Raw genomic sequence first — 22195 nt, 5'->3', positions numbered from 1 at the left:
TTCACTGAAAGATAGGACCCCCTGGAACGGGAGCGTAGAACGTGTCGTTGCCACCGCTGGTCGAGCCGGCCGCAGAGCTGACCGTCGACGAAGTGCGCCGCTATTCGCGCCACCTGATCATCCCCGATGTGGGCATGGCGGGGCAGAAGCGGCTGAAGAACGCCAAGGTGCTGTGTGTGGGCGCCGGTGGCCTGGGCTCGCCCGCGCTGATGTATCTCGCGGCGGCGGGCGTCGGCACCCTGGGCATCATCGACTTCGACGTGGTCGATGAGTCCAACCTGCAGCGTCAGATCATCCACGGGCAGTCCGACGTGGGCAGGTTGAAGGCCGAGAGCGCCGCGGCGTCCGTACGCGAGATCAACCCGCTGGTCGACGTCGTGATCCACAACACGGCCCTGACCACCGAGAACGTCATGGAGATCTTCTCCGGCTACGACCTCATCGTCGACGGCACCGACAACTTCGCCACCCGCTACATGGTGAACGACGCCGCGGTGCTGCTCGGCAAGCCGTATGTCTGGGGCTCGATCTACCGCTTCGACGGCCAGGCGAGCGTGTTCTGGGCCGAGCACGGGCCCTGCTACCGCTGCCTCTACCCGGAGCCCCCGCCTCCCGGCATGGTGCCGTCGTGCGCCGAGGGCGGCGTGCTCGGCGTGCTGTGCGCCTCGATCGGCTCCATCCAGGTCAACGAGGCGATCAAGCTGCTGACCGGCATCGGCGACCCGCTGGTCGGACGGCTGATGATCTATGACGCCCTGGAGATGAAGTACCGCGACGTCAAGGTCCGCAAGGACCCCGAGTGCGTGTTGTGCGGCAAGAACCCGTCGGTCACGCAGCTCCTCGACGACTACGAGGCGTTCTGCGGGGCGATCTCCGACGAGGCCGCGCAGGCCGCCAGCGGCTCCACGATCACCGCGCTGGAGCTCAAGGACATGCAGGACAGGGGCGAGAACATCTTCCTCGTCGACGTCCGCGAGCCCAACGAGTACGAGATCGTCTCCATCCCGGGCGCCACGCTGATCCCCAAGGGCGAGTTCCTCAACGGCTCGGCCCTGGAGAAGCTGCCACAGGACAAGAAGATCGTGCTCCACTGCAAGTCGGGCGCGCGTTCTGCCGAGGCTCTGGCCGTGGTGAAGGACGCCGGCTTCGCCGACGCCGTGCACGTCGGCGGCGGTGTGCTGAGCTGGGTCAAGTCCGTCGACCCGAGTCTGCCTAGCTACTAAGGGTTTCTGGGGATGTTCCCGTGACGTCCCGGTTAAGGTCGATGGCGTGAACTCCGCCCGTCCCTGGCCGACCCTCGTCGTGGCCTCCGCGCTGACTCTGGCATGCGCGGTGGCCGCCGGGGTCGCGGGCAGTGCGGCGGGCACGGAGCTCACCCGCGGCCCGAGCACGGCGGAGTTGCGCGCGGCGGCCGAACAGGAGGTCGCAGAACGGTGGCGCACCTGGCCGCCGGGCCGTATCTTCCCCGCCACATTGCCGTACTCCGCCGAGCAGGGCGGCAGGGAGCGGGCCAGCAGGGTCGGCATCTCGCGGCACACCGCGTGCGGCGACTCCGTGGACGCCGCGGTGGCCGAGTCCCTGAGCGCGGGCGGCTGCAGGGGCGTGCTGCGGGCCACGTACGTCGACGCGCTGCGTGGCGTGCTGGTCACGATCGGCGTGGTGGCCATGCGGGACGCGCTGGGCGCAGAACGCGCCAAGTCCGCCTTCGCCGACACGGGCAAACCGGTGCCGGGCCTGGTGCCGCTGGCCTTCCGCGGCACGGTCGCCGACCGGTTCACCTCCGCCGTGCGCCAGGCGGGGTCGGTACGGCAGGCGGGCCCTTACCTGGTGCTGACCACGGCCGGCCAGGTGGACGGACGGCCGGGCGACGCGGCCGACGAGCCGCGACCGGCCATCTTCGCCTTCGCCGCCGAGATTTCCGAGCACGTGCTGACCGGCCTGAGCGCCCCGAGGATGCCCGACTGCTCGGCCGAGGAGTGGCAGTGCTGAGGCGCGGGGCGACCCTCGCCGCGGCCGGGGTGTTGCTGCTGGCGGCTCCCGCCCCCGGCTGGGCCGACGACGTGCGCGGCGGGCAGCAGCAGGTGATCAAGACGCTGGCCCTGACCAAGGCGTGGCGCGTCACCAAGGGCGCGGGGGTCACCGTGGCGGTGCTCGACTCCGGCGTCGATCCCCGCCACCGCGACCTCGTCGGATCCGTGCGCGTGGGCAGGGACTTCACCCGGGGCGCGAACCCGCCGGGGACCACCCCAAGCCGCCTGCACGGCACGTACATGGCCTCGTTGATCGCAGGCCACGGCCACGGGCCTGACGGAAAGCGGGGGATCATCGGCGTCGCGCCCGCCGCGGACGTACTGTCGGTAAGGGTCATCCTCGAGGACGAGGAGCCGGGTTTCCGTGAGTTCAACACGGCCGAGCGCTTCGAGAACGTGGTGGCCCGCGGCATTCGCTACGCGGTGGACGAGGGAGCGGACGTGATCAACATGTCGATCTCCAAGGAGCTGGCGACCAGGGAGGAGCGGGCGGCCATCCGCTACGCGATCTCCAAGGGCGTCGTGCTCGTCGCCGCCGCGGGCAACGAAGGCGACAGGCAGATCGACGGGAGTCTGGCGCCCTACTCCTATCCCGCGGCCTTCCCCGGGGTCGTCTCGGTGGGGGCGACGGACCGGCGGCTGCTGCGGGCCACGTTCTCCAACAGCAACTCCTCGGTGCTGGTGGCCGCGCCCGGCGTCGACATCATGGGCGCGGGTCCTGGCGATGAGTACTGGGTCGGCAGGGGCACGTCGCAGGCGACTGCGCTCGTGTCGGGCATCGCCGCCCTCATTAAGGCCAAATATCCGGGCATGTCGCCGCCGTTCGTGGCCCGCGCCCTGGCCGCCAGCGCCACCGACCGCCCGCCGGGCGGCTACGACACCGCCACCGGCTTCGGCGTCGTGAACGCCGCCAAGGCCCTGTCCGCGGCCGCCCGCCTGGCCGGGCACACCGAGACCGCCAAGGGCGAACAGGTCCAGGACCCCGACCAGCCCCTGGCCGGCGGCCGGTCGGGCCCCATCAAGGTCATCACCAGGGACGACAGGCGCGTCACGGCCTTCACGGCGGACGCCGCCGCGGCGGCCGGCGGCGGGCTGGCGTCCCTGGCCGTCATATTCGTCATGGTCAGACGCGTACGACGGGAGCAAGGCGAACAAGACGCATGATCCGCCCACCAAGGGGGACGAAATAGACACGGAGCGACGCGGGAACGAGGCGGTGGTGAGGGCACGTAGGTCCACCTCAGGGCTGCCGCGCGCCGGAGGAGACGCCACGCCCGGACGGAGCAACCCGCTGGGCGCCGCCGCGGGCCGCCGGTCGCGGGTGCGCGCCTGGCCGGCGGCGGGCTCCAGAACGCGCACCGAGGCCAGGCAGCGCGCCGAGCTGGGCGCGCTCCAGCAGGGCATCCGTTACCGGCGCATCTTCGTGACGCTACTCAGCGTGATCGTGGTCATCTCGTCCGTGGTCGTGCTGCTCGGCACGATCGGGCTGTTCACCGAGACCCGCTCGCGCCCGCTGACCCCCGCCGAGCAGAACCAGTACAAACAGGAGGAGATCGCCAGGCGCTGGCAGGCATGGCCGGCCACGGGCGTCTTCCCGGAAGAGGTGAAGTACCTCGGGCTCGACCGGGCCCAGCAGTACGCCAGACGCGTCGGCATCGCCCCCGAGACCGAGTGCGGCAAGGGCGTGGACGCCTCGGTGGCCGGGGTGCTGGAGAGCCATGGGTGCCTCACCATGCTGCGGGCCACCTACATCGACCAGACGGCCTCGTTCGTCATCACCGTCGGAGTCGCCGTGCTGAAGGACGAGGAGTCCAGGGTGTCGGCCACAGAAGAGCTCACGCAGGACGACCGCGTCGGCGTCCTGCCGGTGGCCTTCCCCGGCACGGTGAGCGAGCGTTTCGGCCCCGACCAGCGCCAGCGCACCGGATGGGTGGGCGCGGGGCCGTACATCGTGTTCACCACGGCGGGCTACGCCGACGGACGGACCAGGGCCGCGATCCCACCGGAGGAGATCCTGCACAGCGAGCTGTGGCCGGCGGCCAAGTCGGTCGGCAACCAGATCGCCTACTTCCTGGCCGATCCCCCCAAGGCGCCGCCCTGCACCCAGGGGAACGTGTGCTGACCGCCGTACGCGCGCTGACAGCCGCCCTGCTGGTCTTCTCGGGCTCCGCGGCCGACCCCGTCAGGGAGCAGCAGCAGTGGGTGCTCGACGCGCTCAACGTCGAACAGGCCTGGACGGTCACCAAGGGCGAGAACGTCACCGTCGCCGTCATCGACAGCGCCGTGGACGGCAAGGTCAAGGAGCTGCGGGGACGCGTGAGCGGGGGCCCCGACATGACCTCGGGCACGACCAGCCGCGAGGTGGCGCCGGGCAGGCACGGCACCGCCATGGCCGGGCTGATCGCCGCCTCCGGCGAGGACGACGGGTTCGTCGGCGTCGCGCCGGCGGCGCGCATCCTGTCGCTGCCCATGGTCGTGGACGACGATCAGCCACAGGCCATGGTCCCGCCGTCGGCGGGCGACCAGCCCGCCGAGAGCCCGCTCGCGCGCGCCCTCAAGTACGCGGCCAACCACGGGGCCCAGGTCGTCAGCATGTCGATCGGCTCCTACGGCCCGCTGCGGTCGGAGCGCGAGGCCGTCTCGTACGCGCTGGGCAAGGGCGTCGTGCTGATCGCCGCCGTCGGCAACGACGGCCAGACCTCCTACGCCAAGGAGAACGGCACCTCCTACTGGAGCTTCCCCGCCGGCTACCCCGGCGTCATCGGCGTGGCGGCCACCGACAAGCAGGGCAAACGTGCGCCGTTCAGCAGCGACAACCTCTCCGTGCTGGTCTCCGCGCCCGGCGTCGGCGTGCCCGTGGTCAAGCGCAAGAGCGGATACGAGGTGTCCGAGGGCACCAGCTCGGCCGCCGCGCTCGTGTCGGGCGTGGCCGCGCTCGTCAAGTCGCGCTACCCGAGCCTGCCGCCCGAGCAGGTCGCCCAGGCGCTGGCGGCGAGCGCGCGGGGCAGGCCCGCCGCCGGGTACGACGACCAGACCGGCTACGGCGTGGTCGACGCCGCCGCCGCGCTGAACGCCGCGGAGCGCCTGACCGGGGCGCAACGCAGCGTCGCCCCTGGGCAGCAGTACTTCGGCAAGGGCGAAGATTCGCCCGTTCCGACGCCGCCGGGGCCCGATCCGTGGCGGATGTGGTTGTACGGGGGCGGGGTGCTGGTGGCGCTCGTCATGTTCTGCGGGGCCATCATGCTGCTCAACAATCGTCGGGAAGAGTAAAGATCCGCTATGGTCGCGCGTCATGGGATACGAGCTGCGGGTGGTGCGCGAGTCGCCACTCGCCTTCGCGGAGCTCGCGAAGGCCATCGCGCCTGCCGGTTTCGGGCTGCGCGGATCTGACGAGATCGTGGCCGGCCACGGCGGCGGCGCGCACGCGGTGGCGCGCTGGCAGGGACACCTGGTCGGCGAGCCCGGCTCCGACTGGCAGGTGGCCCAGCTCCTGCGGCTGTCGGCCGTGCTCGGCGCCCGGCTCGTGGGCGAGGACGGCGAGGTGTACGCGGTGCGCGACGGCGTCATCGAGGTCCTGTCGAACGGGTCGGTGATGGAGATCGGCAAGTTCGACGAGATCATCGAGGCGGGCCCTGCGGCATGGACCCCCTGAATCCCTTCGCGGAGCGGGTGCTCGATCTCGTCGAGCACATCCCGCCCGGCAAGGTCATGGCCTACGGGGACATCGCCGAGTATCTGGGCGAGGGCGGACCGCGCCAGGTCGGCAAGGTGATGTCCACGTGGGGCGGCGGCGTCCCGTGGTGGCGCGTGGTCCACGCCGACGGCACCGGAGCGGCCCCTGACCACGTACAACGCTGCCTGGCCCACTGGCGCGAAGAAGGCACCCCGCTGCGCGGAGAGCGCGTGGACATGCGCCTGGCACGGTGGGACGGGCGTTCAGCCGATTTTCAGTAAGGGTCCTGACCTGGGCTTTCGCCAATCGGGCGAATCTGTGACATGTGACTCCGCTTACCATAGGCAGAACACTGATGGCGGCCCGAAAGGCGGTGCCACCTCTATGGCCACCGGCGTCACAGCCCAGAGCCAAGGCGGCGATTCGCACGCCGACCGCCTTAAGGCTGTCCAGGATCTTTGCGATCGGGGCGAGCCTCTCGAAGCGGTCATGCGAGCGGTCGGTCCCGGCGGCCGCGACGCGGCGTACGACACCGAGGTGCTCAGCGGCCCCCTCGGGGCGCGCATCGACCTCGCGGTCAAGCGCGGCCCGGCGCGGCGGCGCGAGATGCTCGATCTCGTGCGCCCCTACCTGGCGGCGGTCGAGGCGCGCGTCAAACGCGACCTGCCGGTCGCGCGCCGCGTCATCTACCACCTGATCGAGCAGCGCCCCGACGACGAACTCGTCGACGGCGAGAGGCTGGTCAAGGTCGTGACAGCCGCCGCCGAGCCGTCCAAGCGCATCCGCAAGGGCCTGCGCTGGTACGCCGACCTGCCCTTCCGTGACGAGCTGCCGCCCGACCTCTACCGCCTGCGGCGCGCCGACATGGTACCGGTGACCCACATCGACGACATCGTCTGGGTCGACGGCAAGCTGCGCGTCACCGGCTTCGCCTACCTGGCGGGGCTGTCGGTCCGCAGCCGCCGGTTCAACTGGGCGACCGTGGTGCTGCGCGGGCCGCGCTGGCTGCCGCCCGTCCGCATGCGCACGCGCCGCGTACTGGCGCCGGAGGCCACCCACGGGGCGCGCGAGCCGGGGTGCAACTACGACTGGTCGGGGTTCACCGCCGAGCTGAGCCCCTTCCCGCTGCGCTGGCGCGGCGCCGTCCGCGGGGTGGTCTCCGCCGTGCGCCGCCGGATGCGGCACCGGCCGTCCGTGCCCGACACCACGACGTGGCGGGCCGAGATCGTGTTCTGGAGCCGTGGCGCGCGGGCGATCGGCCTGCTGCGCGGCTCCTCGATCGGCCGGCCGGAGCGGCCCGCCGGGCTCAAGCTCAAGCCGGGCTGGTGGGTCAGGCCGGTCTGGACCTCCGATCGTGCGCTGCAGGTCGTGCTCCAGCCCAACAGGGCCGAGCTGACGGGCGTGTCGGTCGACGGCGAGCGCCTTGAGCTGAAGATCTCCCTGCCTGGCCGCAGCGTGACCAAGGGCCACGCGCGGCTGGGCGGCCACCGCATCGCCGCCGACTTCACGCCCTCCGAGGGCGGCACCGAGGTGGTGGTCGGGCTCGCGGTGTCCGCGCTGGTGCAGGAGAAGGACGGGCGGCGGCTCTGGGTCGAGCCCAAGGGCGACCCCGCGGCCTCGGTCATGCTGGCCGACCTGGTCGAGACCCGCACGCCGGTGGGCGACCGCGAGATCACCGTGCTGGGCGACCGGCGTGACCGCGTCGTCGTCTCGGCCCACCGCATCCGCCCGGTGATCACCTCGGCGGTCTGGGAGGGCTCCGCGCTGATCCTGCGCGGCCACTATCCCGACGCGCCGGGGGCCCGCACGCTGACGTTGCGGCACCGGTCCGGGCTGTCCTACCAACTGCCCATGGAGCGCTCCGGCGAGGAGTTCACCGTACGGGTCGAGCCGTCGGCCATGGACCGCTTCGGCGAGGCCGTGCCGCTGTCGTCCGGCACCTGGAACATGTCCAGCCGCCACCCGTCCGGCGAGATCGTCCCGCTGCGCATGGACCACGCGGCGCTGCAGGGGCTCGACGAGGAGCCGCGCACGCTCGGCGGCCACACCTACCGCATGATCTCCACGCGGTTCGACGTGCCCGTGGTGACGGTCGAGGAGGCTCGCCCGGCCGACGAACGCGGCGTCGCCGGCACCCACGTGCTGCGCCGCGTCTTCTACCCGGCCCAGCGCTCCGAGCCGCTGAACGACGCGACCGTCTACGTCGTCAACGACGGGCGGCTCTACGCCGACAGCGTCCGCGCCATCTACGAGGAGCGGCTGCGGCGCGGCGACGACCGCGAGCACATCTGGGTCGTCAAGGACGGCGCGTTCGTGCCGCCCGGCGGGGCGACCGTGGTGCGCGCGGGCAGCCGCGAGCACCACGCCGCGCTGGCCAGGTCCCGCCACATCGTGACCAACTCGTTCCTGCCCATCTGGTTCCGCGCCCGCGAGGACCAGGTGGTGCTGCAGACGTGGCACGGCACCCCGGCCAAGCACATCGGCAACGACCAGTCCCACATGAACCGCGACCCCCGGCCGCCGATCTGGCACCGCCAGGCGGCCGAGGTGCGCGGCTGGGACCTGCTGCTCTCGCAGTCGCCGTGGGCGACGCCGGTGCTGCGCAAGGCGTTCGGCTACAAGGGCGAGATCCTGGAGAGCGGGCTGCCGCGCAACGACGTGCTCAACTCGCCCGACCGCGAGGAACTGGCCGCCGCGGTGCGCGAGCGGCTGGGGCTCATCGAGGGCAAGCGGGTGGTCCTGTACGCGCCCACGTGGCGCGACTACGACCGCAAGAACGCGATGGTCAAGCTGGATCTGGCCAAGGCGCGTGAGACGCTGGGCGCCGACCACGAGATCCTGGTGCGGGCCCATCCGATGCAGGCCGCGCCCGCCGTCCCCGACATCGCCCGCGACGTCACCACATATCCGGACATCGCCGAGTTGCTCCTGATCGCCGACGTCCTCGTGACCGACTACTCCTCGGTCATGTTCGACTTCGTGTGCACGGGGCGGCCGATCGTCTTCTACGGCTACGACATGGCGAAGTACGCGAACAAGCGAGGGCTCTACCTGGACCTGGCCGAGCAGGCGCCGGGGCCGGTGTTGTCGACGTCCGCCGACGTGATCGACGCGCTGCGTTCGATCGACGAGGTGGCGGCCTCCCACGCCGACCGATACGAGTCTTTCCGCGCGACCTATGCTCCCCGCGACGACGGCAAGGCCACTGCTCGGGTGGTTGATCAGCTCTTCTCATGATTCTTGTACGGCGCTGCCAAGGTCACCGCACGCGCCGTCGCCAGTAGCCGTCCGTCATGGCCGGTCGTGAAGGCTCACGGGCTGTTCGCCGTGACGAGCGTCTTCTTGACCGGCTTCGGGGTTCAAAACCCGGCAATTGGTGCGGCGTTGCGTCGGGAAAGTTGGGGTTTGCCCGGGTACGGTAGGCGGATCATCGGCAAGTGGGCCCGATCTGTCCCCGTGGTCTGGTGGAATCTAGTGCTGTGAGTGGTCAGACCTGGCGGTTGGTACGACGTGGCAGCGACGGTCCTGTTGTGCCCCCTGTGCTCGATGAGCACCAGCGTGCCGTGGTCGAGCACGACAGCGGCCCCCTCCTCGTCCTGGCGGGTCCCGGCACCGGCAAGACCACCACGATCGTGGAGAGCGTCGTCGACAGGATCGAACGGCGCGGCACCGATCCAGAACGCGTGCTCATCCTCACCTTCAGCCGCAAGGCCGCCGAGGAACTGCGCCACCGTGTCACAGGACGCCTGCGCCGCACCACCCGCACCCCGCTGGCCCTGACCTTCCACTCCTACGCCTACGCGCTCCTGCGCCGCGAGTCGATCCTCGACGGCAAGGCCCCGCCGCGCCTGCTCACCGGCCCCGAGCAGCTTCTGGAGATCCGCCGCCTGCTCCACGGCGAGCTGGAGAACGGCGGGCTCGACTGGCCCCAGTCGCTGCGCGAGCCGCTCAAGACCCGCGGGTTCGCCGAGGAGCTGCGCGACTTCCTGTCCAGGGCCGGCGAACGCGGCCTCGACGGCGAACGCCTGGTCGCGCTGGGCCGCAGGCACGGGCGCGGCGACTGGACGGCGGCGGGCCGATTCTCCGAGCGCTACCAGCTCAGGTTCGACCTCGACCCGCAGGAGACCTACGACTACGCCGAGCTGATCGGCGCCGCCTCGGCCCTGCTGGCCAGGCCGGAGGTGCGCGAGCGGGAGCGGGCGGCGCACGACGTGGTGTTCGTGGACGAGTACCAGGACACCGACCCGGCGCAGGAGCTCCTGCTGGCCCAGCTCGCGGGCGACGGCCGCGACCTGATCGCGGTGGGCGACCCCGACCAGTCGATCTACGGGTTCAGGGGCGCCGACGTGCAGGGCATCATGAAGTTCCCCGAGCGCTTCCCCACCCGCGACGGCCGCGAGGCGCCGGTGCTGGCGCTGCGGGTGTGCCGCAGGAGCGGGGCCGACCTGCTGGAGGCCTCGCGCAGGGTGGCGGCCAAGCTGCCCATCGCCCTCGCTCCCGAGCACGACCACCGCCATGGCCACCGCGACCTGGCGCCGCTCCTGGAGGCCGATTCCGGCCAGGCGCGCGTGCTGCTGGCCGACAGCACCAGCCAGGAGGCCGCGATCGTGGCCGACACGCTGCGCCGCGCCCACCTGATCGACGGGGTGCCCTGGCACCGGATGGCGGTGCTGGTCCGCTCGGCCAAACGGCAGGTCCCGCTGCTGCGCAGGGCGCTGGTCAACGCGGGCGTGCCCACGATGATCGCGGGTGACGAAGTGCCGATCGCGCAGGAGCCCGGCGTACGCCCGCTGCTCACCATGTTCAAGGTCGCGCTCGACCCGGCCCAGCTCGACGAGGGAGTGGCGGAGGAGCTGCTGACGGGGCCGCTCGGCGGCACCGACATGATCGGCGTGCGCCGCCTGCGCCGCGCGCTCAAGATCGCCGAGAACGAGGTCTCCGACGGCGACGCGCGCTCGTCCGGAGAGCTGCTCGTGGCCGCCGTCCAGGACATCCGCGAGCTGACCCGCCTCGAACCCCACGTCGCGCTGCCCGCCGAGCGCGTCGGCAAGCTGCTGGCCACCGCCCGCGAGGCGGCGGCCCACGACGGCACCGCCGAGGACCTGCTGTGGGCCGTGTGGCACGCCAGCGGCCTGGCCGAGCGCTGGGCCGAGATGAGCATGGCGGGCGGCCCCAGAGGCGCCCAGGCCGACCGCGACCTCGACGCCGTGGTGGCCCTGTTCGACCACGCCGCCAAATTCGTGGACCGCATGCCGCACGCGGGCCCCGAGGTGTTCATCGACGACCTGGCCGCCCAGGAGATCCCCGGCGACACGCTGGCCGACAGGGCGCCCGACGGCGACGCCGTACGCGTGCTGACCGCCCACCGCTCCAAGGGCCTCGAATGGGACGTCGTGGTCGTCGCGGGCGTGCAGGAGGGCGTCTGGCCCGACCTGCGCCTGCGCGGCTCGCTGCTCGGCGTCGAGGACCTGATCGAGGTGGTCGAGGGCGCCAAGCCGAACGCCACCTCGCTGGTCTCCAAGCTGCTGGCCGAGGAGCGCAGGCTGTTCTACGTGGCCGTCACCAGGGCCAGGCACAGGCTGGTGGTGACCGCGGTCGGCGGCGAGGACACCGACGAGCGGGCGTCCAGGTTCCTGGAGGAGCTGCTGCCCGGCGCGGTCGAGACGGCCACGGTGGACGACCGGGCCCGCTGGCTGACCATGTCCGCGCTGGTGGCCGACCTGCGCAGCGCGGTCACCGACCCGACCAGGTCCCAGAAGGTCCGGCAGAAGGCGGCGCGGCAGCTCGCCCGCCTGGCCGCCGCCGGGGTCCAGGGCGCCCACCCCAACGACTGGTACGCCCTGACGCCGATCTCCGACGACCGCCCGCTGAGCTGGCCCGACGGGATCGTCAGCATCTCGCCGTCGGCGGTCGAGAGCTTCACCAAGTGCGGCCTGCGCTGGCTCCTGGAGACGGCCGTCGGCGCGGCGGGCACCAGCACCGCCCAGGGCCTCGGCAACGTCATCCACGCGCTGGCCATGCTGGCCGCCACCGACCTGCCCGAGGCCGACCAACTGGGCGAACGCCTGGACGAGGTCTGGAAGGAGCTCGACTTCGGCGGCGTCTGGTACAACCGCAAGCAGCGCCAGGTGGCCGAGCAGATGATCGGCAAGTTCCTGCGCTGGCAGCAGGACAATCCACGCGAGCTGAAGGCCATCGAAGAGTCGTTCACCGCGATGGTCTCCGAGGGGGTGCAGATCAAGGGCCGGGTCGACCGCGTCGAAGCCGACGACGACGGCCGGGCCGTGATCATCGACCTCAAGACCGGCGGCTCCAAACCCAAGGCCGGCGACCTCGACCGTCACCCGCAGCTCGGCGTCTACCAGCTGGCCGCGCTGCTGGGCGCCTTCGCCCGCCACGGCATGACCGAGCCGGGCGGCGCCGCGCTGGTGCAGCTCGGCAAGGCCGCGGGCAAGAACGCCGCGCTTGAGCAGCAGCAGGGCGCGCTGGCCGACGACAAGAACCCCGGCTGGGCGGGCGACCTGGTCGACACGGTCGCCACCGGCATGTCGGGCCCGTTCTTCCAGGCCAAGGTCAACGACGGCTGCCGCACCTGCGCGGCCAGGTCGAGCTGCCCGGTCAACGACAACGGGGGCCAGGTGTGCTGAGCCCCGTCGAACTCGCCGAGAAGCTCGGCATCCTGCCCCCCACCACAGAGCAGGCCGCGGTCATCGAGTCGCCGCTGCAGCCCATGGTCGTCATGGCCGGCGCCGGCTCGGGCAAGAGCGAGACCATGGCGGGCCGTGTGGTCTGGCTGGTCGCCAACGGCCTGGTCAAGCCCGAGAACGTGCTGGGCCTGACCTTCACCCGCAAGGCCGCCGCCGAGCTGGCCAACCGGGTCAGGGAGCGGCTGAACGGCCTGGCCGAGGCGGGCCTGGTCGAGCCGGGCGCGCTCGACAACGAGCCGACCGTCTCCACCTACCACGCCTACGCCGCCCGCCTGGTCACCGACCACGCGCTGCGCGAGGGCCTGGAGCCGACCATGCGCCTGGTCACCCCGGCCGTGTCGTGGCAGCTCGCCTCCCGGGTGGTGGCGATGTACGACGGGCCGATGGACAAGATCGAGCTGGGCCCGCCGTCGGTCACGGCCGCCGTCCTGGAGCTCGCGGGCGAGTTGCAGGAGCACCTGCGCGCCGGGGCCGACGTGCGGCGGGTGGGGGAGTGGCTGAAGGAGCACTACGACACGCTGCCGGGCAGGCGGGTGGCCGCCCAGGGCAAGCCGGTCAGCGTCCACGCGGCCAGGGAACAGCTCCTGCCGCTGGTGGAGGCGTACGAACGGCTCAAAAGGGGCCGCGAGGTCATCGACTACGGCGACCAGATGTCCCTGGCGGCCAGGATCGCGGCGGGCCACAAGGAGGTCGGCGAGATGGAGCGCGCCCGCTACTCCGTGGTCCTGCTCGACGAGTACCAGGACACCAGCCACGCCCAGCTCGTCCTGCTGCGCTCCCTGTACGGCGGCGGCCACCCGGTCACCGCCGTGGGCGACCCCTGCCAGTCGATCTACGGCTGGCGCGGCGCGTCGGCGGGCAACCTGCGCCGCTTCCCCCGCGACTTCAGGACGGGCGCGGGCGACCCCGCCGAGGTCCGCCAGCTCAGCGTCAGCTTCCGCAACGGCGACCGCGTCCTCGACGTCGCCGCCCGCGTGCAGCTCCCGCTGCGTATGGAGGCCCGCGAGGTGCCGGTCCTGGTGCCCGGCCCCAACCGCGTCGACCGGGGCCGCGTCACCTGCGCCTTCCACGAGACCGCCGACGACGAGGCCGCCTGGATCGCCGGCGGCATCGCCAGGATCCTCGGCCAGGAGGTCGCGCCCGACGGCATGCCCTGGGGCGAGAAGGAACGCAAGAAGACCCTCGCCGTCCAGCCCCAGGACGTCGCGATCCTGGCCCGCAGGCGCTCGCAGTTCCCCGCGCTGCGCAGGGCGCTGGAGGAGCGCGACATCCCCGTCGAGGTCGTCGGCCTCGGCGGCCTGCTGACCGTGCCCGAGGTGAACGACATCGTCGCCACCCTGCGCGTCCTGTACGACGCCACGTCCGGCGACGCGCTGGCCAGGCTGCTGGCAGGGCCGCGCTGGCGGATCGGCCCCGCCGACCTGCGGGTGCTGGGCGAGCAGGCCAGGCAGCTGGCCCGCGAGCTGAGCGAGAGCCACCGCGAGGACGACCCGCTCGACCAGGTGGTGGCCGACCTGGCCGAGGAGCGCGGCAGCCTGGTCGACGCCCTGGACGAGCTGCCGGACCGGGAGGAGTGGCTGGAGTCGTTCTCGCCGCTGGCCCGCACCAGGCTTGTCGCGCTCGCCCAGGAGCTGCGCCAGCTGCGCGCGCACGCCGCGCAGCCGCTGCCCGACCTGATCACCGAGGTCGAACGCAGGCTCGGGCTGGACATCGAGGTGGCCGCGCGCAGCGGCACGGCGGGCGCGTTCGCCGCGCGGGCCGACCTGGACGCCTTCCTGGACGCCGCCTCCAGGTTCGCCGGCGACGCCGAGGACCCGACGCTCGGCGCGTTCCTGGCCTACCTGCAGGCGGCCGAGAGCGAGGAGTTCGGTCTGGAGGCCGGCCGCGTCGGCGAGAGCAACAGCGTCAAGCTGATGACCGTGCACGCCTCCAAGGGCCTGGAGTGGCCCATCGTGGTCGTGCCCGGCTTGTCGCAGCTCGTCAGCTCGAAGGGGACGATCGCGACGGGCAGCATCTTCCCCGCCACGCCGGTCATGAACAGCCGCTGGACGGAGAACCCCCGCAAACTCCCCTACCCCCTGCGTGGCGACGCCGCCGACCTGCCCAGGCTGAGCGGGCTGAGCAGGGAGGAACTGGCCGTGTTCGACGTCCACTGCCGCGAGCGCGACCTGATGGAGGAGCGCAGGCTCGCCTACGTCGCCGTCACCCGCGCCCACTACCACCTGATCGCCTCCGGCTACCGCTGGGGCAGCGCCACCAAGCCGCTTGCGCCGTCGGACTTCCTGCTGGAGATCCGCGACACCGCCGACCGCGTCTCGGTCTGGGCCGATGAGGTGGCGGAGGGCGCCACGAATCCGCTGCTCGCCGAGCCGGCCGAGGCCGTCTGGCCGGTCACGCCCGAGGGGCTGCGCTACGAGTCGGTGCTCGACGGCGCCCACCTGGTGGAGGAGGCCCTGGCGGGCACGCTGGTCCCGGCGGAGGAGGACGAGCCGCTGCGGGCGTTCGAGGAGGAACGGCTGCGCGCCTGGGACCGCGACACCGACCTGCTGCTGCGCGAGCGTGAGCAGCACCGCAGGCAGCCGGCCACGATCGTCGAGCTGCCGGGCAAGCTGACGGTGTCGTCGCTGGTGACGCTGGCGGCCGACCCGGGCGAGCTGGCCCGCAGGATCCGCCGTCCCGTCCCGGTCAGGCCCGCGCCTCTGGCCAGGCGCGGCACCTCGTTCCACAAGTGGCTGGAGACGCGCTGGGACCAGCAGCGGCTGATCGACGACCTTGAGCTGTACGACGAGCTGGAGGAGGCCGACGTGCGGCTCGCCGAGCTGCAGGAGCGGTTCGAGGCCAGCGAATGGGCCGACCGGCGCCCGGTCGACCTGGAGGTCCCGTTCGAGACCATGATCGCCGACCGGCTGGTGCGCGGGCGGATGGACGCCGTCTTCGAGCTGCCCGACGGCGGCTACGAGGTCGTCGACTGGAAGACCGGTGAGCCGCCCAAGGGCAAGAAGGCGGCCAAGGCCGCCACCGTGCAGCTGGCGGCCTACCGGCTGGCCTGGTCGCACCTGGCGGGGGTGCCGCTGGAGAAGGTGCGGGCGGCCTTCCACTACGTGCGCTCGAACCGCACGGTGCGGCCGGTGAACCTGCTCGACGCCGACGGCCTGGTCGCGCTGATCGAGCGTGTCAGGATCGCAGATAGTGGAAGGCCGGGTTCGGGTGCATGAGGAAGTCGTGGTGGGAGATGTTCCAGGCGTAGGCCCCGGCCATCTCGAAGACCACCGTGTCCCCAATGTGCGCCGAGGTCACGATTTTTCGGGAAAAGACGTCTTTTGGCGTGCATAGCTGGCCGACCAGCGTGATCGGCTCGTCCTCGACGCCCTGGCCCCCGCCCGTCGGGAGCACGACGCACGGCTGGTCGTGCCCCTTGGTCGCCGGCGTCCGCAGGTGGTGCGTGCCGCCCAGCAGGATCGCGTACGCCTCGCCGCGCACCCGCTTGACGTCCACGACCGTGGTCACGTAGTAGCCGCAGTAGGCGGTCAGCGCCCGGCCCGGCTCGACGCGCAGCGTCCTGCCCCGGCGCAGCGCCTCCAGCCCCGAGCCGTAGGCCGTCCAGTCGAAGCGGGCCTCCGGTTCGGCGTAGGAGACCGCCATGCCGCCGCCGAGGTTGACCTCCTCGTGGCCGTTGTCCAGCAGCGTGCGCGCCAGGCCGAGCAACTGGCCGGCGTCCAGGCCGCTGGCCAGGTGGGTGTGCAGACCGCGCAGCCGCACGCGCTCGTCGAAGAGCGGCAGGCACTCCGCCGCGCCCGCCTCGTCCATCCCGAACGGCCCGCTCATCGTCAGCGCCGCGCCCGCAACCGGCAGGTCGGGGTTGAGCCTGAGCAGTACGTCGGCCTCCAGACCCGTGGCGCGCAGGCGGCGCAGCTCGTTGGGGGACTCGACGTGGATGCGGTGGTGCGGCAGGCGCAGCTCGGCGTCGGTCTTGCCGGGCCCGCCGAGCGCCACGGGCCTGTCCGGGAAGAGCGCCGTGACGTGCGCGTGCTCGCCCCGCGACGACACCTCGAACCCGTCCACGTGCCCGGCCAGCACGCGCAGCAGCTCGGCGTCCGGGTTGGCCTTGACGGCGTAGTACAGCTCGACGGCGCCCAGCGCGCGCCTGACGGACGCGACGTGCTCGTCCAGACCGGGGAGGTCGTAGAGGTAGGCGGGGGCGGAGGGCAGGCGCAGGGCGGCGTCCTGGACGCGGGCGGGGATCATGCCAGCGGGTTCGCGATCGGCACGTACCCGGCGGCCCGGTCGGCGGCCCTGGCCCAGCGCACGCCTAGGTTCGCCTTGGCCGGCAGCGGCGCCCCCGCCAGCAGGTCCGACAGCGGCAGCGGCCGGCCGAGCTCGCCGGCCTGGCGGGCGAGCAGGTCGTGGGCGAGCCGCCACAACTCACGCAGCAGGTCGTCGTCCTGGCCCGCCACGGTGGCGGCGATCTCGGTGAGGTGGTTGACCAGCAGGCAGTAGACGACGCGGGCCCAGCCCCGTTCGGCGTCGTAGGTGAGGGCCCCGGCGACCTCGGGGTGCAGCCCGTCGAGGTCGTGGCGGCCGGCGACGAGCTTGGCGCCCTCCAGGTCGCGGAAGACGGCCTGCGCGGGCATCCCGGAGCCGTCCAGTCCGACCAGGACGTTCTGGAGATGGGGTTCCAGGACGACGCCGTGCGTGAAGTACAACTCCAGCACCGGCGGCGCGACCGCCGACACATACGCCGACCACCAGGCGAGCGGATCGCCAGGTGGGGCCTCCAGGACGAGGGCGGCGGCCAGGACCGGGGTCACGCCGGGGGAGCAGACCGCCCAGGGGCTCTCCCGGACGATCACGCCCAGGCCCTCGTGGAGCCTGGTGCCGAGCGCGGCCGAGCGGTGGCCGGGCTCGGGGAGCCAGCGGGTGGCGGGGTACTTCACCACCGTTTCCTGAAAAATCGGGGTAAGGCGTGAGGTGAGCTCTACGGCGCCGGCCAGCTCGTACCAGGCGTTCTTCCGCAGGCAGTTCGTGATCCGCACATCCAGGGAGAACTTCAGGCAGACCTCCGCCTCGGGGGCGTACACGGTCCGAACCGACGAGGTCGGCAGCACGACCGGGCCCGGCCCCAGATCGATCAGCTCGGCCCCCAGAGCGGGCCGCAGCAACTCGACCTGCCACGGATGCGCCGGCAGCACCCGGTAGCCCGAAGGCGCCGCCCCCATCCCATCGAGCGCCGACAGGTCGCCCTCCTCGGCCAGCACGTCCTCCCGCACGCCGAGCAACCTGACGGGGAACTCGGCGTGCGCCTCGGGCGCGTACCGCAGCCAGTCGTCCCCGCCGCGCGACTTGGGGCTGGGGTGGAACGGGTGCCCGAACACCAGCGCCTGCTCCGAGGCCAGCCAGGGATCGGCGGGCGGCACGGCCTCCGCCCTGGCCCGCAGGATCGCGGCCACCGCGTCCCTGCTGGCGGCCACCTGCCCGGCGAACTCGCCGTTGTGCCCGCGCAGGTCGGCTTCGACCAGGCGCACCAGCTCGTCGACCGCCAGCGGCTGCCAGGCGCCGCCCTCCAGGCGCTCGGGCGCGCCGTCGAAACGCAGCGCCGCGCCGCCGTGCGTGCGGGCCCGCAGCAGCGTGCCCGCCACCCGCAGCAGCAGGTACGGCGGCGCCGGCCAGACCAGGCCGCGCGGCCCGGCCACCTCCCGCACGCAGCAGCGCAGCAGGGCCGCCAGCGTCGCCTCCTCGGCCAGGGCGGAGGGCCTATCGCTGACAAGTCCTTGCATTCAAGCTCTCCTCAGGTAGTTGGGGCCGCTGGTGCCGTAGTACTTGTTGATGTCACGCGCCCCGGAGCGCTCCTTGGCCACGAGCGTGCCCGCCGTGATCATGGATTTGCCGGTCAGCCGGGCCGCGCCGAGCGTCCTGGCGCGCAGGAGCCTGGCCATGGGGTCGTCGCCGTACTCGTCGAGCGCCTCGGACAGCGTGTCGCGCAGCAGCGCCGCAGCCCGCGCGTGCGGCAGCACCCCGAACGCCACGGCCGCCGCCGCCAGGTGCAGCGTGATCGTCACGAACACGTCCGCCAGCGCGTGCGGGTCGTCGCACAGCATCCGCTCGTCGGCGAAGGCCGGCACCCCGACCCCCGCGGCGGCCAGCCTGGACGGCGACGCCAGCAGCCCGTCGTTGTCCTTGACCAGCAGCCGCAGGCGCTCGCCCTGGAAGAGCAGGGCGAGGTTCTGCTGGTGCGCCTCCAGCGCGACGCCGTAGCGCACGAACAGGCGCACGTTCCACCGCAGCAGCAGCCGCAGGTAGCGGGGGAGCACCTCGCCGAGCTCCACCGGCACGCCGGGCGCGGTCAGCGCGGCGACGGGCACGATCGTCCCCTCGGGCAGCCGCCTGACCATCCACGCCAGGTACTCGTGCCCGGTGTGGGCCCAGGTCTGCTCGTCGGCCAGCACCACGTCGGGGTCGGCCAGCTCACGCAGCAGCCTTTCCGCTCTGGCGCCGTCGGCGAGCGTGCCCGGCTTGATCGAGCGGCGGTTTCTCACGCCCAGGGTGCTGATCGGCAGGGGCAGCTTCAGGTGGGTGCGCGGGTCGATCTCAACCGTCCGCATCGACAACGTGGGCCGCACGGTGACCGCGGATGCGTCCAGCACCCTGACCCCGTCGATCCGGCCCACCTCGCCGGCCGACAACGGATGCACGGGGAAGAGCACCTCGTCGGGCCCGCACTCCCAGGGCGCCAGGCCGTCGGGCAGGCCGGAGGCCGAGCCGGGCGCGAGCGCGCGCCGCGGGACCGCCGCCCACCGCAGGTCGAAGGCCGGCGCGAACTCGGGCGCGTACGCCAGCAGCTCCGCCTCCGACAACCCCGTCCTGGCGCGGGAGGTCGGGTAGACCGGGTGGTCCACGAAGGCGGCCAGCGTCTCGTACGAGGGCCCGCGCGCCAGCACCTCGGCCGCGTGCGCGTCGTGCAGCTCCAGCGCGGCCAGCGCCGCCAGGCACTCCTCGAAGAAGGCCGCCACGCCCTCGGCGTCGGCCGGATCCGCCACCTCGGCCAGCGTCTCCAGCACCTGCTCCAGCCCCAGCAGCTCGTCCTCGGCCACCACGAAGTCCTGGAAGAGCCCGCCGGCCGCCAGGCGCACCCAGCGCCCGTCCGCCAGCGCCAGCCCCGGCCCCGCCTTGGTCCTGGTGACGCGGGCGGACAGATCGCCGTAGTCCTCGCGCAGCAGGGCGTTCAGCACCCGGGCGGCCAGATAGGCCTCCCGAGCGCTCATTCGATCACCCACGGCCGGCTCGCCCGGTAGCCCTCGACGGCGGCGTCCACGCGCTCCCTGTCGGGGCCGATCGCGCGGACGACGCCCAGGTAGTCGCGGTTGGTGTGGGTGAGCGAGACGACCTCTCCCACGTCCCTGAGCGGGCGATGCCGGAGCCGTACCTCGCCCAGCGTCACGGACTCGTGCCCGGGGGCCTTTCTGATCGTTCCCGGGCGGTCGGCGACCAGGCTGACCGCGCTTCCGTACGCCGAGGTCCCTGGCACGGCGGGCACCCGCTCACCGAGGTGCGTGCGCAGGATCCACTCGAACACCGGGACCCCCAGCACGTCGCCCAGCAGGAAGTCACAGTGGTCGCCGATCACCCGGTAGTTCACCTCGACCAGGCGCGGTCCCTCGGCGGTCACCACGTACTCGGTGTGGCAGGCGCCGAACCCGACGCCCAGCGCCCGTAGCGCGTCCAGCACGTGCGCCTCGTGCCGCTCATGCCGCGGCGCCCAGTCCAGCCGCTCCTCCACGAAGTACGGCAGCTCGCCCAGCGTGGTCTCGAACCCGCCGAGCACCCTGACCTCCTCGCCGTCGCCCAGGGTCTCCAGCGTCCGCAGCGGCCCTTCGAGGTACTCCTCGACGACCAGCGCCTCGCCGGGCCGCCGCTTCCCGACCTCCGCCACGGCCCCGGCCAGGTCGCGTTCGACGAGCATGACGTCCTCGCTGGCCACGCCCTCACGCGGCTTCAGCACCACCGGGTACGGCATCCCCTCGGGCGCCGGCTCGCCGGGGGCAAGCCGGACGCTCCGCACGTGCTCGATCCCGGCTTCGGCCAGCTTTCGACGCATCAGGAACTTGTTCTTGGCGGCCACGCACGCCCGCCAGTCCTTGCCGGGCAGCCCGAAGTAGGCGGCGGCCAGCGCGGTCTCCGCCTGCAGGTGGTCGGAGTTGGAGAAGATCGCGTCCGGCCTGCCGAGCTGCTCCACGGCGTCGATCAGGGCGCGCGGGTCGCGTACGTCGCACGCCACAGCGTGCGGATGCCGCTCCGGCCGGTCCGTCAGGATCGTCACCTCGCAGCCCAGCGCGCGAGCCGCGGGCAGGAAGCCGTCTGTCACGGAATCGGTTGGCTTGAGCGCGGTCAGGTAGAGCCGCAACGCGAAGGCACCCCCGAAGGATCAGGTAAGGCTAACCTAACTCGTCGATCTTAGCCCGACAGAGATCACCCCGGCGCCCGGATACGTTAATCGCCCGCCAACCGCGAGGTCATAGGATGACATCGGAATTGGGGAGGGCCGGAAATGGGGACCACCGCGGAAGAGCAACTCGTCGGACCGCTGCTTCTCGCGCGCGGCACCATCGACAGATCCTCGGCGCTGCGGGCCGACGAACGGTGGCTCGACGCCGCCTGGACCGATCCCGCGACCAGGGTGCTGGTGATCGATGACGGTCGCACGCTGGTGCGTCGGGTGGGCGATGACGTGCAGGCGGTGCTGTACACGCCGGCGCAGGCGCCCTCGGGCGAACGCTACCTGCTCGGTGTCGAGGGTGGCGTCGCCTACTTCGCCGTGGCCGCGCCGCTGCCCGGCATCTCCACGGGCGAGGTCAACGGCCGCGTGACCGTCCCGATGAGCCTGCGCGACACGCCCGAGGGAACCCCGGTGGCGGCCGGGCTGCGCCAGGTCGGGGGCCTGCTCGGCGACCGCGACGCGGGCCTGCTCGTCTACGCCGTGGCGCTGGAGGCCTGGCACGCGAGCCACGAATACTGCCCGCGCTGCGGCGCCCACACCACCGTCCAGGCCGGCGGCCACATCCGCGTCTGCCCGCAGGACGCCAGCCAGCACTTCCCGCGCGTCGACCCGGCCGTGATCATGCTCGTCCGCGACGAGGACGACCGCTGCCTGCTCGCCCGAGGCCCGCAGTGGCCGGAAGGGCGGCTGTCGATCCTGGCCGGGTTCGTGGAGCCGGGCGAGTCGCTCGAGTACGCCGTGATCCGCGAGGTGGCGGAAGAGGTCGGCGTCACCGTCGTCAACCCGCGCTACCTCGGCAGCCAGCCCTGGCCGTTCCCGCGCAGCCTCATGCTCGGCTTCTTCGCCGACGCCACCACGACCACGCTCATCCCCGACGCCGACGAGATCGCCGAAGCCCGCTGGTACTCCCGCGAAGAGATGGCGAGCGCACTGGAGTCAGGCGAACTGCGCCTGCCGCCCCCGGTGTCGATCGCTCGCCGCCTGATCGAGACCTGGTACGGCGGCGAGCTCGTCGGCGACTGGTGATCAGGCCGCTTCGAGCAGGGCCTTGACCTCGAGGGCCGAGGGGTTCGTCCGCACGACGCGCCCCTTCGCCGTCTCGATCACCACGGTCGGCACGACCTGGTTGCCGTTGTTGACGCTCATCACGAACTCGGCGGCCACCGGGTCGCGTTCGATGTCGATCTCGTCGAAGCTGATGCCCTCGCGGGCGAGCTGAGACTTGAGCCTCTTGCAGGGGCCGCACCACGTGGTGCTGTAGACCGTGAGCGCCATGTTGGGGAATCCCTCCAAG

The 22195-nt window shown here is 72.4% G+C and carries 16 protein-coding genes; 11 read left to right on the top strand and 5 right to left on the bottom strand.

The window, feature by feature from the left end:
- Nucleotides 1–41: 41 nt before the first annotated feature.
- The 10 genes from moeZ to ACFOY2_RS33530 all read left to right on the top strand — a co-directional run bounded on the left by moeZ (nt 42) and on the right by ACFOY2_RS33530 (nt 15625).
- Entirely contained in the window at nt 42–1223 is a 1182-nt protein-coding gene (moeZ, locus tag ACFOY2_RS33575; RefSeq protein WP_379532129.1) for an adenylyltransferase/sulfurtransferase MoeZ, read from the top strand.
- Nucleotides 1224–1269: 46 nt separating this feature from the next.
- Nucleotides 1270–1989, top strand: a complete 720-nt coding sequence (locus ACFOY2_RS33570; protein WP_379532128.1) for a hypothetical protein — start codon at nt 1270–1272, stop codon at nt 1987–1989.
- Nucleotides 1983–3194 carry a S8 family serine peptidase gene (locus ACFOY2_RS33565; protein WP_379532127.1) on the top strand — a complete coding sequence of 404 codons (1212 nt, stop codon included), beginning with the start codon at nt 1983–1985 and terminating at the stop codon, nt 3192–3194. The genes ACFOY2_RS33570 and ACFOY2_RS33565 overlap by 7 nt, the downstream gene beginning before the upstream one ends.
- A gap of 55 nt (nt 3195–3249) precedes the next feature.
- A complete protein-coding gene (locus tag ACFOY2_RS33560) occupies nt 3250–4152 on the top strand; it encodes a hypothetical protein (protein WP_379532126.1) in 903 nt (300 codons plus the stop codon).
- Entirely contained in the window at nt 4146–5300 is a 1155-nt protein-coding gene (locus ACFOY2_RS33555; RefSeq protein WP_379532125.1) for a S8 family serine peptidase, read from the top strand. Before ACFOY2_RS33560 ends, ACFOY2_RS33555 begins: the two co-directional genes overlap by 7 nt.
- A gap of 22 nt (nt 5301–5322) precedes the next feature.
- Nucleotides 5323–5682 (top strand): hypothetical protein, encoded by a 360-nt coding sequence (locus tag ACFOY2_RS33550; RefSeq protein WP_379532124.1) that lies wholly within the window; start codon nt 5323–5325, stop codon nt 5680–5682.
- Nucleotides 5670–5984 carry an MGMT family protein gene (locus ACFOY2_RS33545; RefSeq protein WP_357822480.1) on the top strand — a complete coding sequence of 105 codons (315 nt, stop codon included), beginning with the start codon at nt 5670–5672 and terminating at the stop codon, nt 5982–5984. The genes ACFOY2_RS33550 and ACFOY2_RS33545 overlap by 13 nt, the downstream gene beginning before the upstream one ends.
- Nucleotides 5985–6192: 208 nt before the next feature.
- Nucleotides 6193–8940 carry a CDP-glycerol glycerophosphotransferase family protein gene (locus ACFOY2_RS33540; protein ID WP_379532123.1) on the top strand — a complete coding sequence of 916 codons (2748 nt, stop codon included), beginning with the start codon at nt 6193–6195 and terminating at the stop codon, nt 8938–8940.
- A gap of 302 nt (nt 8941–9242) precedes the next feature.
- Nucleotides 9243–12350 carry an ATP-dependent helicase gene (locus ACFOY2_RS33535; RefSeq protein WP_379532122.1) on the top strand — a complete coding sequence of 1036 codons (3108 nt, stop codon included), beginning with the start codon at nt 9243–9245 and terminating at the stop codon, nt 12348–12350.
- Nucleotides 12344–15625: an ATP-dependent helicase gene (locus ACFOY2_RS33530; RefSeq protein ID WP_379532121.1), complete on the top strand. Its 3282-nt coding sequence runs from the start codon at nt 12344–12346 to the stop codon at nt 15623–15625. The genes ACFOY2_RS33535 and ACFOY2_RS33530 overlap by 7 nt, the downstream gene beginning before the upstream one ends.
- Here ACFOY2_RS33530 and ACFOY2_RS33525 read toward each other — a convergent pair.
- From ACFOY2_RS33525 to ACFOY2_RS33510, 4 genes are read right to left on the bottom strand one after another with little or no spacing between them, the layout of a single operon-like run.
- Nucleotides 15585–16655 carry a type III PLP-dependent enzyme gene (locus tag ACFOY2_RS33525; RefSeq protein ID WP_379532120.1) on the bottom strand — a complete coding sequence of 357 codons (1071 nt, stop codon included), beginning with the start codon at nt 16653–16655 and terminating at the stop codon, nt 15585–15587. The genes ACFOY2_RS33530 and ACFOY2_RS33525 overlap by 41 nt on opposite strands.
- Nucleotides 16652–18184 (bottom strand): IucA/IucC family protein, encoded by a 1533-nt coding sequence (locus ACFOY2_RS33520; RefSeq protein WP_379532119.1) that lies wholly within the window; start codon nt 18182–18184, stop codon nt 16652–16654. The genes ACFOY2_RS33525 and ACFOY2_RS33520 overlap by 4 nt, the downstream gene beginning before the upstream one ends.
- Nucleotides 18185–19669 carry an IucA/IucC family protein gene (locus tag ACFOY2_RS33515; protein ID WP_379532118.1) on the bottom strand — a complete coding sequence of 495 codons (1485 nt, stop codon included), beginning with the start codon at nt 19667–19669 and terminating at the stop codon, nt 18185–18187.
- Nucleotides 19666–20808, bottom strand: coding sequence for an ATP-grasp domain-containing protein (locus tag ACFOY2_RS33510; RefSeq protein WP_379532117.1), 1143 nt, complete (start codon nt 20806–20808; stop codon nt 19666–19668). Before ACFOY2_RS33510 ends, ACFOY2_RS33515 begins: the two co-directional genes overlap by 4 nt.
- Before the next feature lie 144 nt (nt 20809–20952).
- On the opposite strand from ACFOY2_RS33510, the gene nudC reads away from it, so the two are divergent.
- Nucleotides 20953–21927 carry an NAD(+) diphosphatase gene (gene nudC, locus ACFOY2_RS33505; RefSeq protein ID WP_379532116.1) on the top strand — a complete coding sequence of 325 codons (975 nt, stop codon included), beginning with the start codon at nt 20953–20955 and terminating at the stop codon, nt 21925–21927.
- On the opposite strand, the gene ACFOY2_RS33500 is transcribed toward nudC, so the two are convergent.
- Nucleotides 21928–22176 carry a glutaredoxin domain-containing protein gene (locus tag ACFOY2_RS33500; protein ID WP_379532115.1) on the bottom strand — a complete coding sequence of 83 codons (249 nt, stop codon included), beginning with the start codon at nt 22174–22176 and terminating at the stop codon, nt 21928–21930.
- Nucleotides 22177–22195: the final 19 nt, after the last annotated feature.

It is taken from the genome of Nonomuraea purpurea (assembly GCF_042650645.1).
Classification (GTDB): domain Bacteria; phylum Actinomycetota; class Actinomycetes; order Streptosporangiales; family Streptosporangiaceae; genus Nonomuraea; species Nonomuraea purpurea.
This window is presented reverse-complemented; position numbering and strand designations above follow the sequence as displayed.

Coding starts and splice junctions, on each gene's coding strand:
- ACFOY2_RS33515 (WP_379532118.1), bottom strand. CDS start 19,669: ATGAGCGCTCGGGAGGCCTATCTGGCCGCCCGGGTGCTGAACGCCCTG.
- ACFOY2_RS33540 (WP_379532123.1), top strand. CDS start 6,193: ATGCGAGCGGTCGGTCCCGGCGGCCGCGACGCGGCGTACGACACCGAG.
- ACFOY2_RS33520 (WP_379532119.1), bottom strand. CDS start 18,184: ATGCAAGGACTTGTCAGCGATAGGCCCTCCGCCCTGGCCGAGGAGGCG.
- ACFOY2_RS33545 (WP_357822480.1), top strand. CDS start 5,670: ATGGACCCCCTGAATCCCTTCGCGGAGCGGGTGCTCGATCTCGTCGAG.
- ACFOY2_RS33550 (WP_379532124.1), top strand. CDS start 5,323: ATGGGATACGAGCTGCGGGTGGTGCGCGAGTCGCCACTCGCCTTCGCG.
- nudC (WP_379532116.1), top strand. CDS start 20,953: ATGGGGACCACCGCGGAAGAGCAACTCGTCGGACCGCTGCTTCTCGCG.
- ACFOY2_RS33500 (WP_379532115.1), bottom strand. CDS start 22,176: ATGGCGCTCACGGTCTACAGCACCACGTGGTGCGGCCCCTGCAAGAGG.
- ACFOY2_RS33525 (WP_379532120.1), bottom strand. CDS start 16,655: ATGATCCCCGCCCGCGTCCAGGACGCCGCCCTGCGCCTGCCCTCCGCC.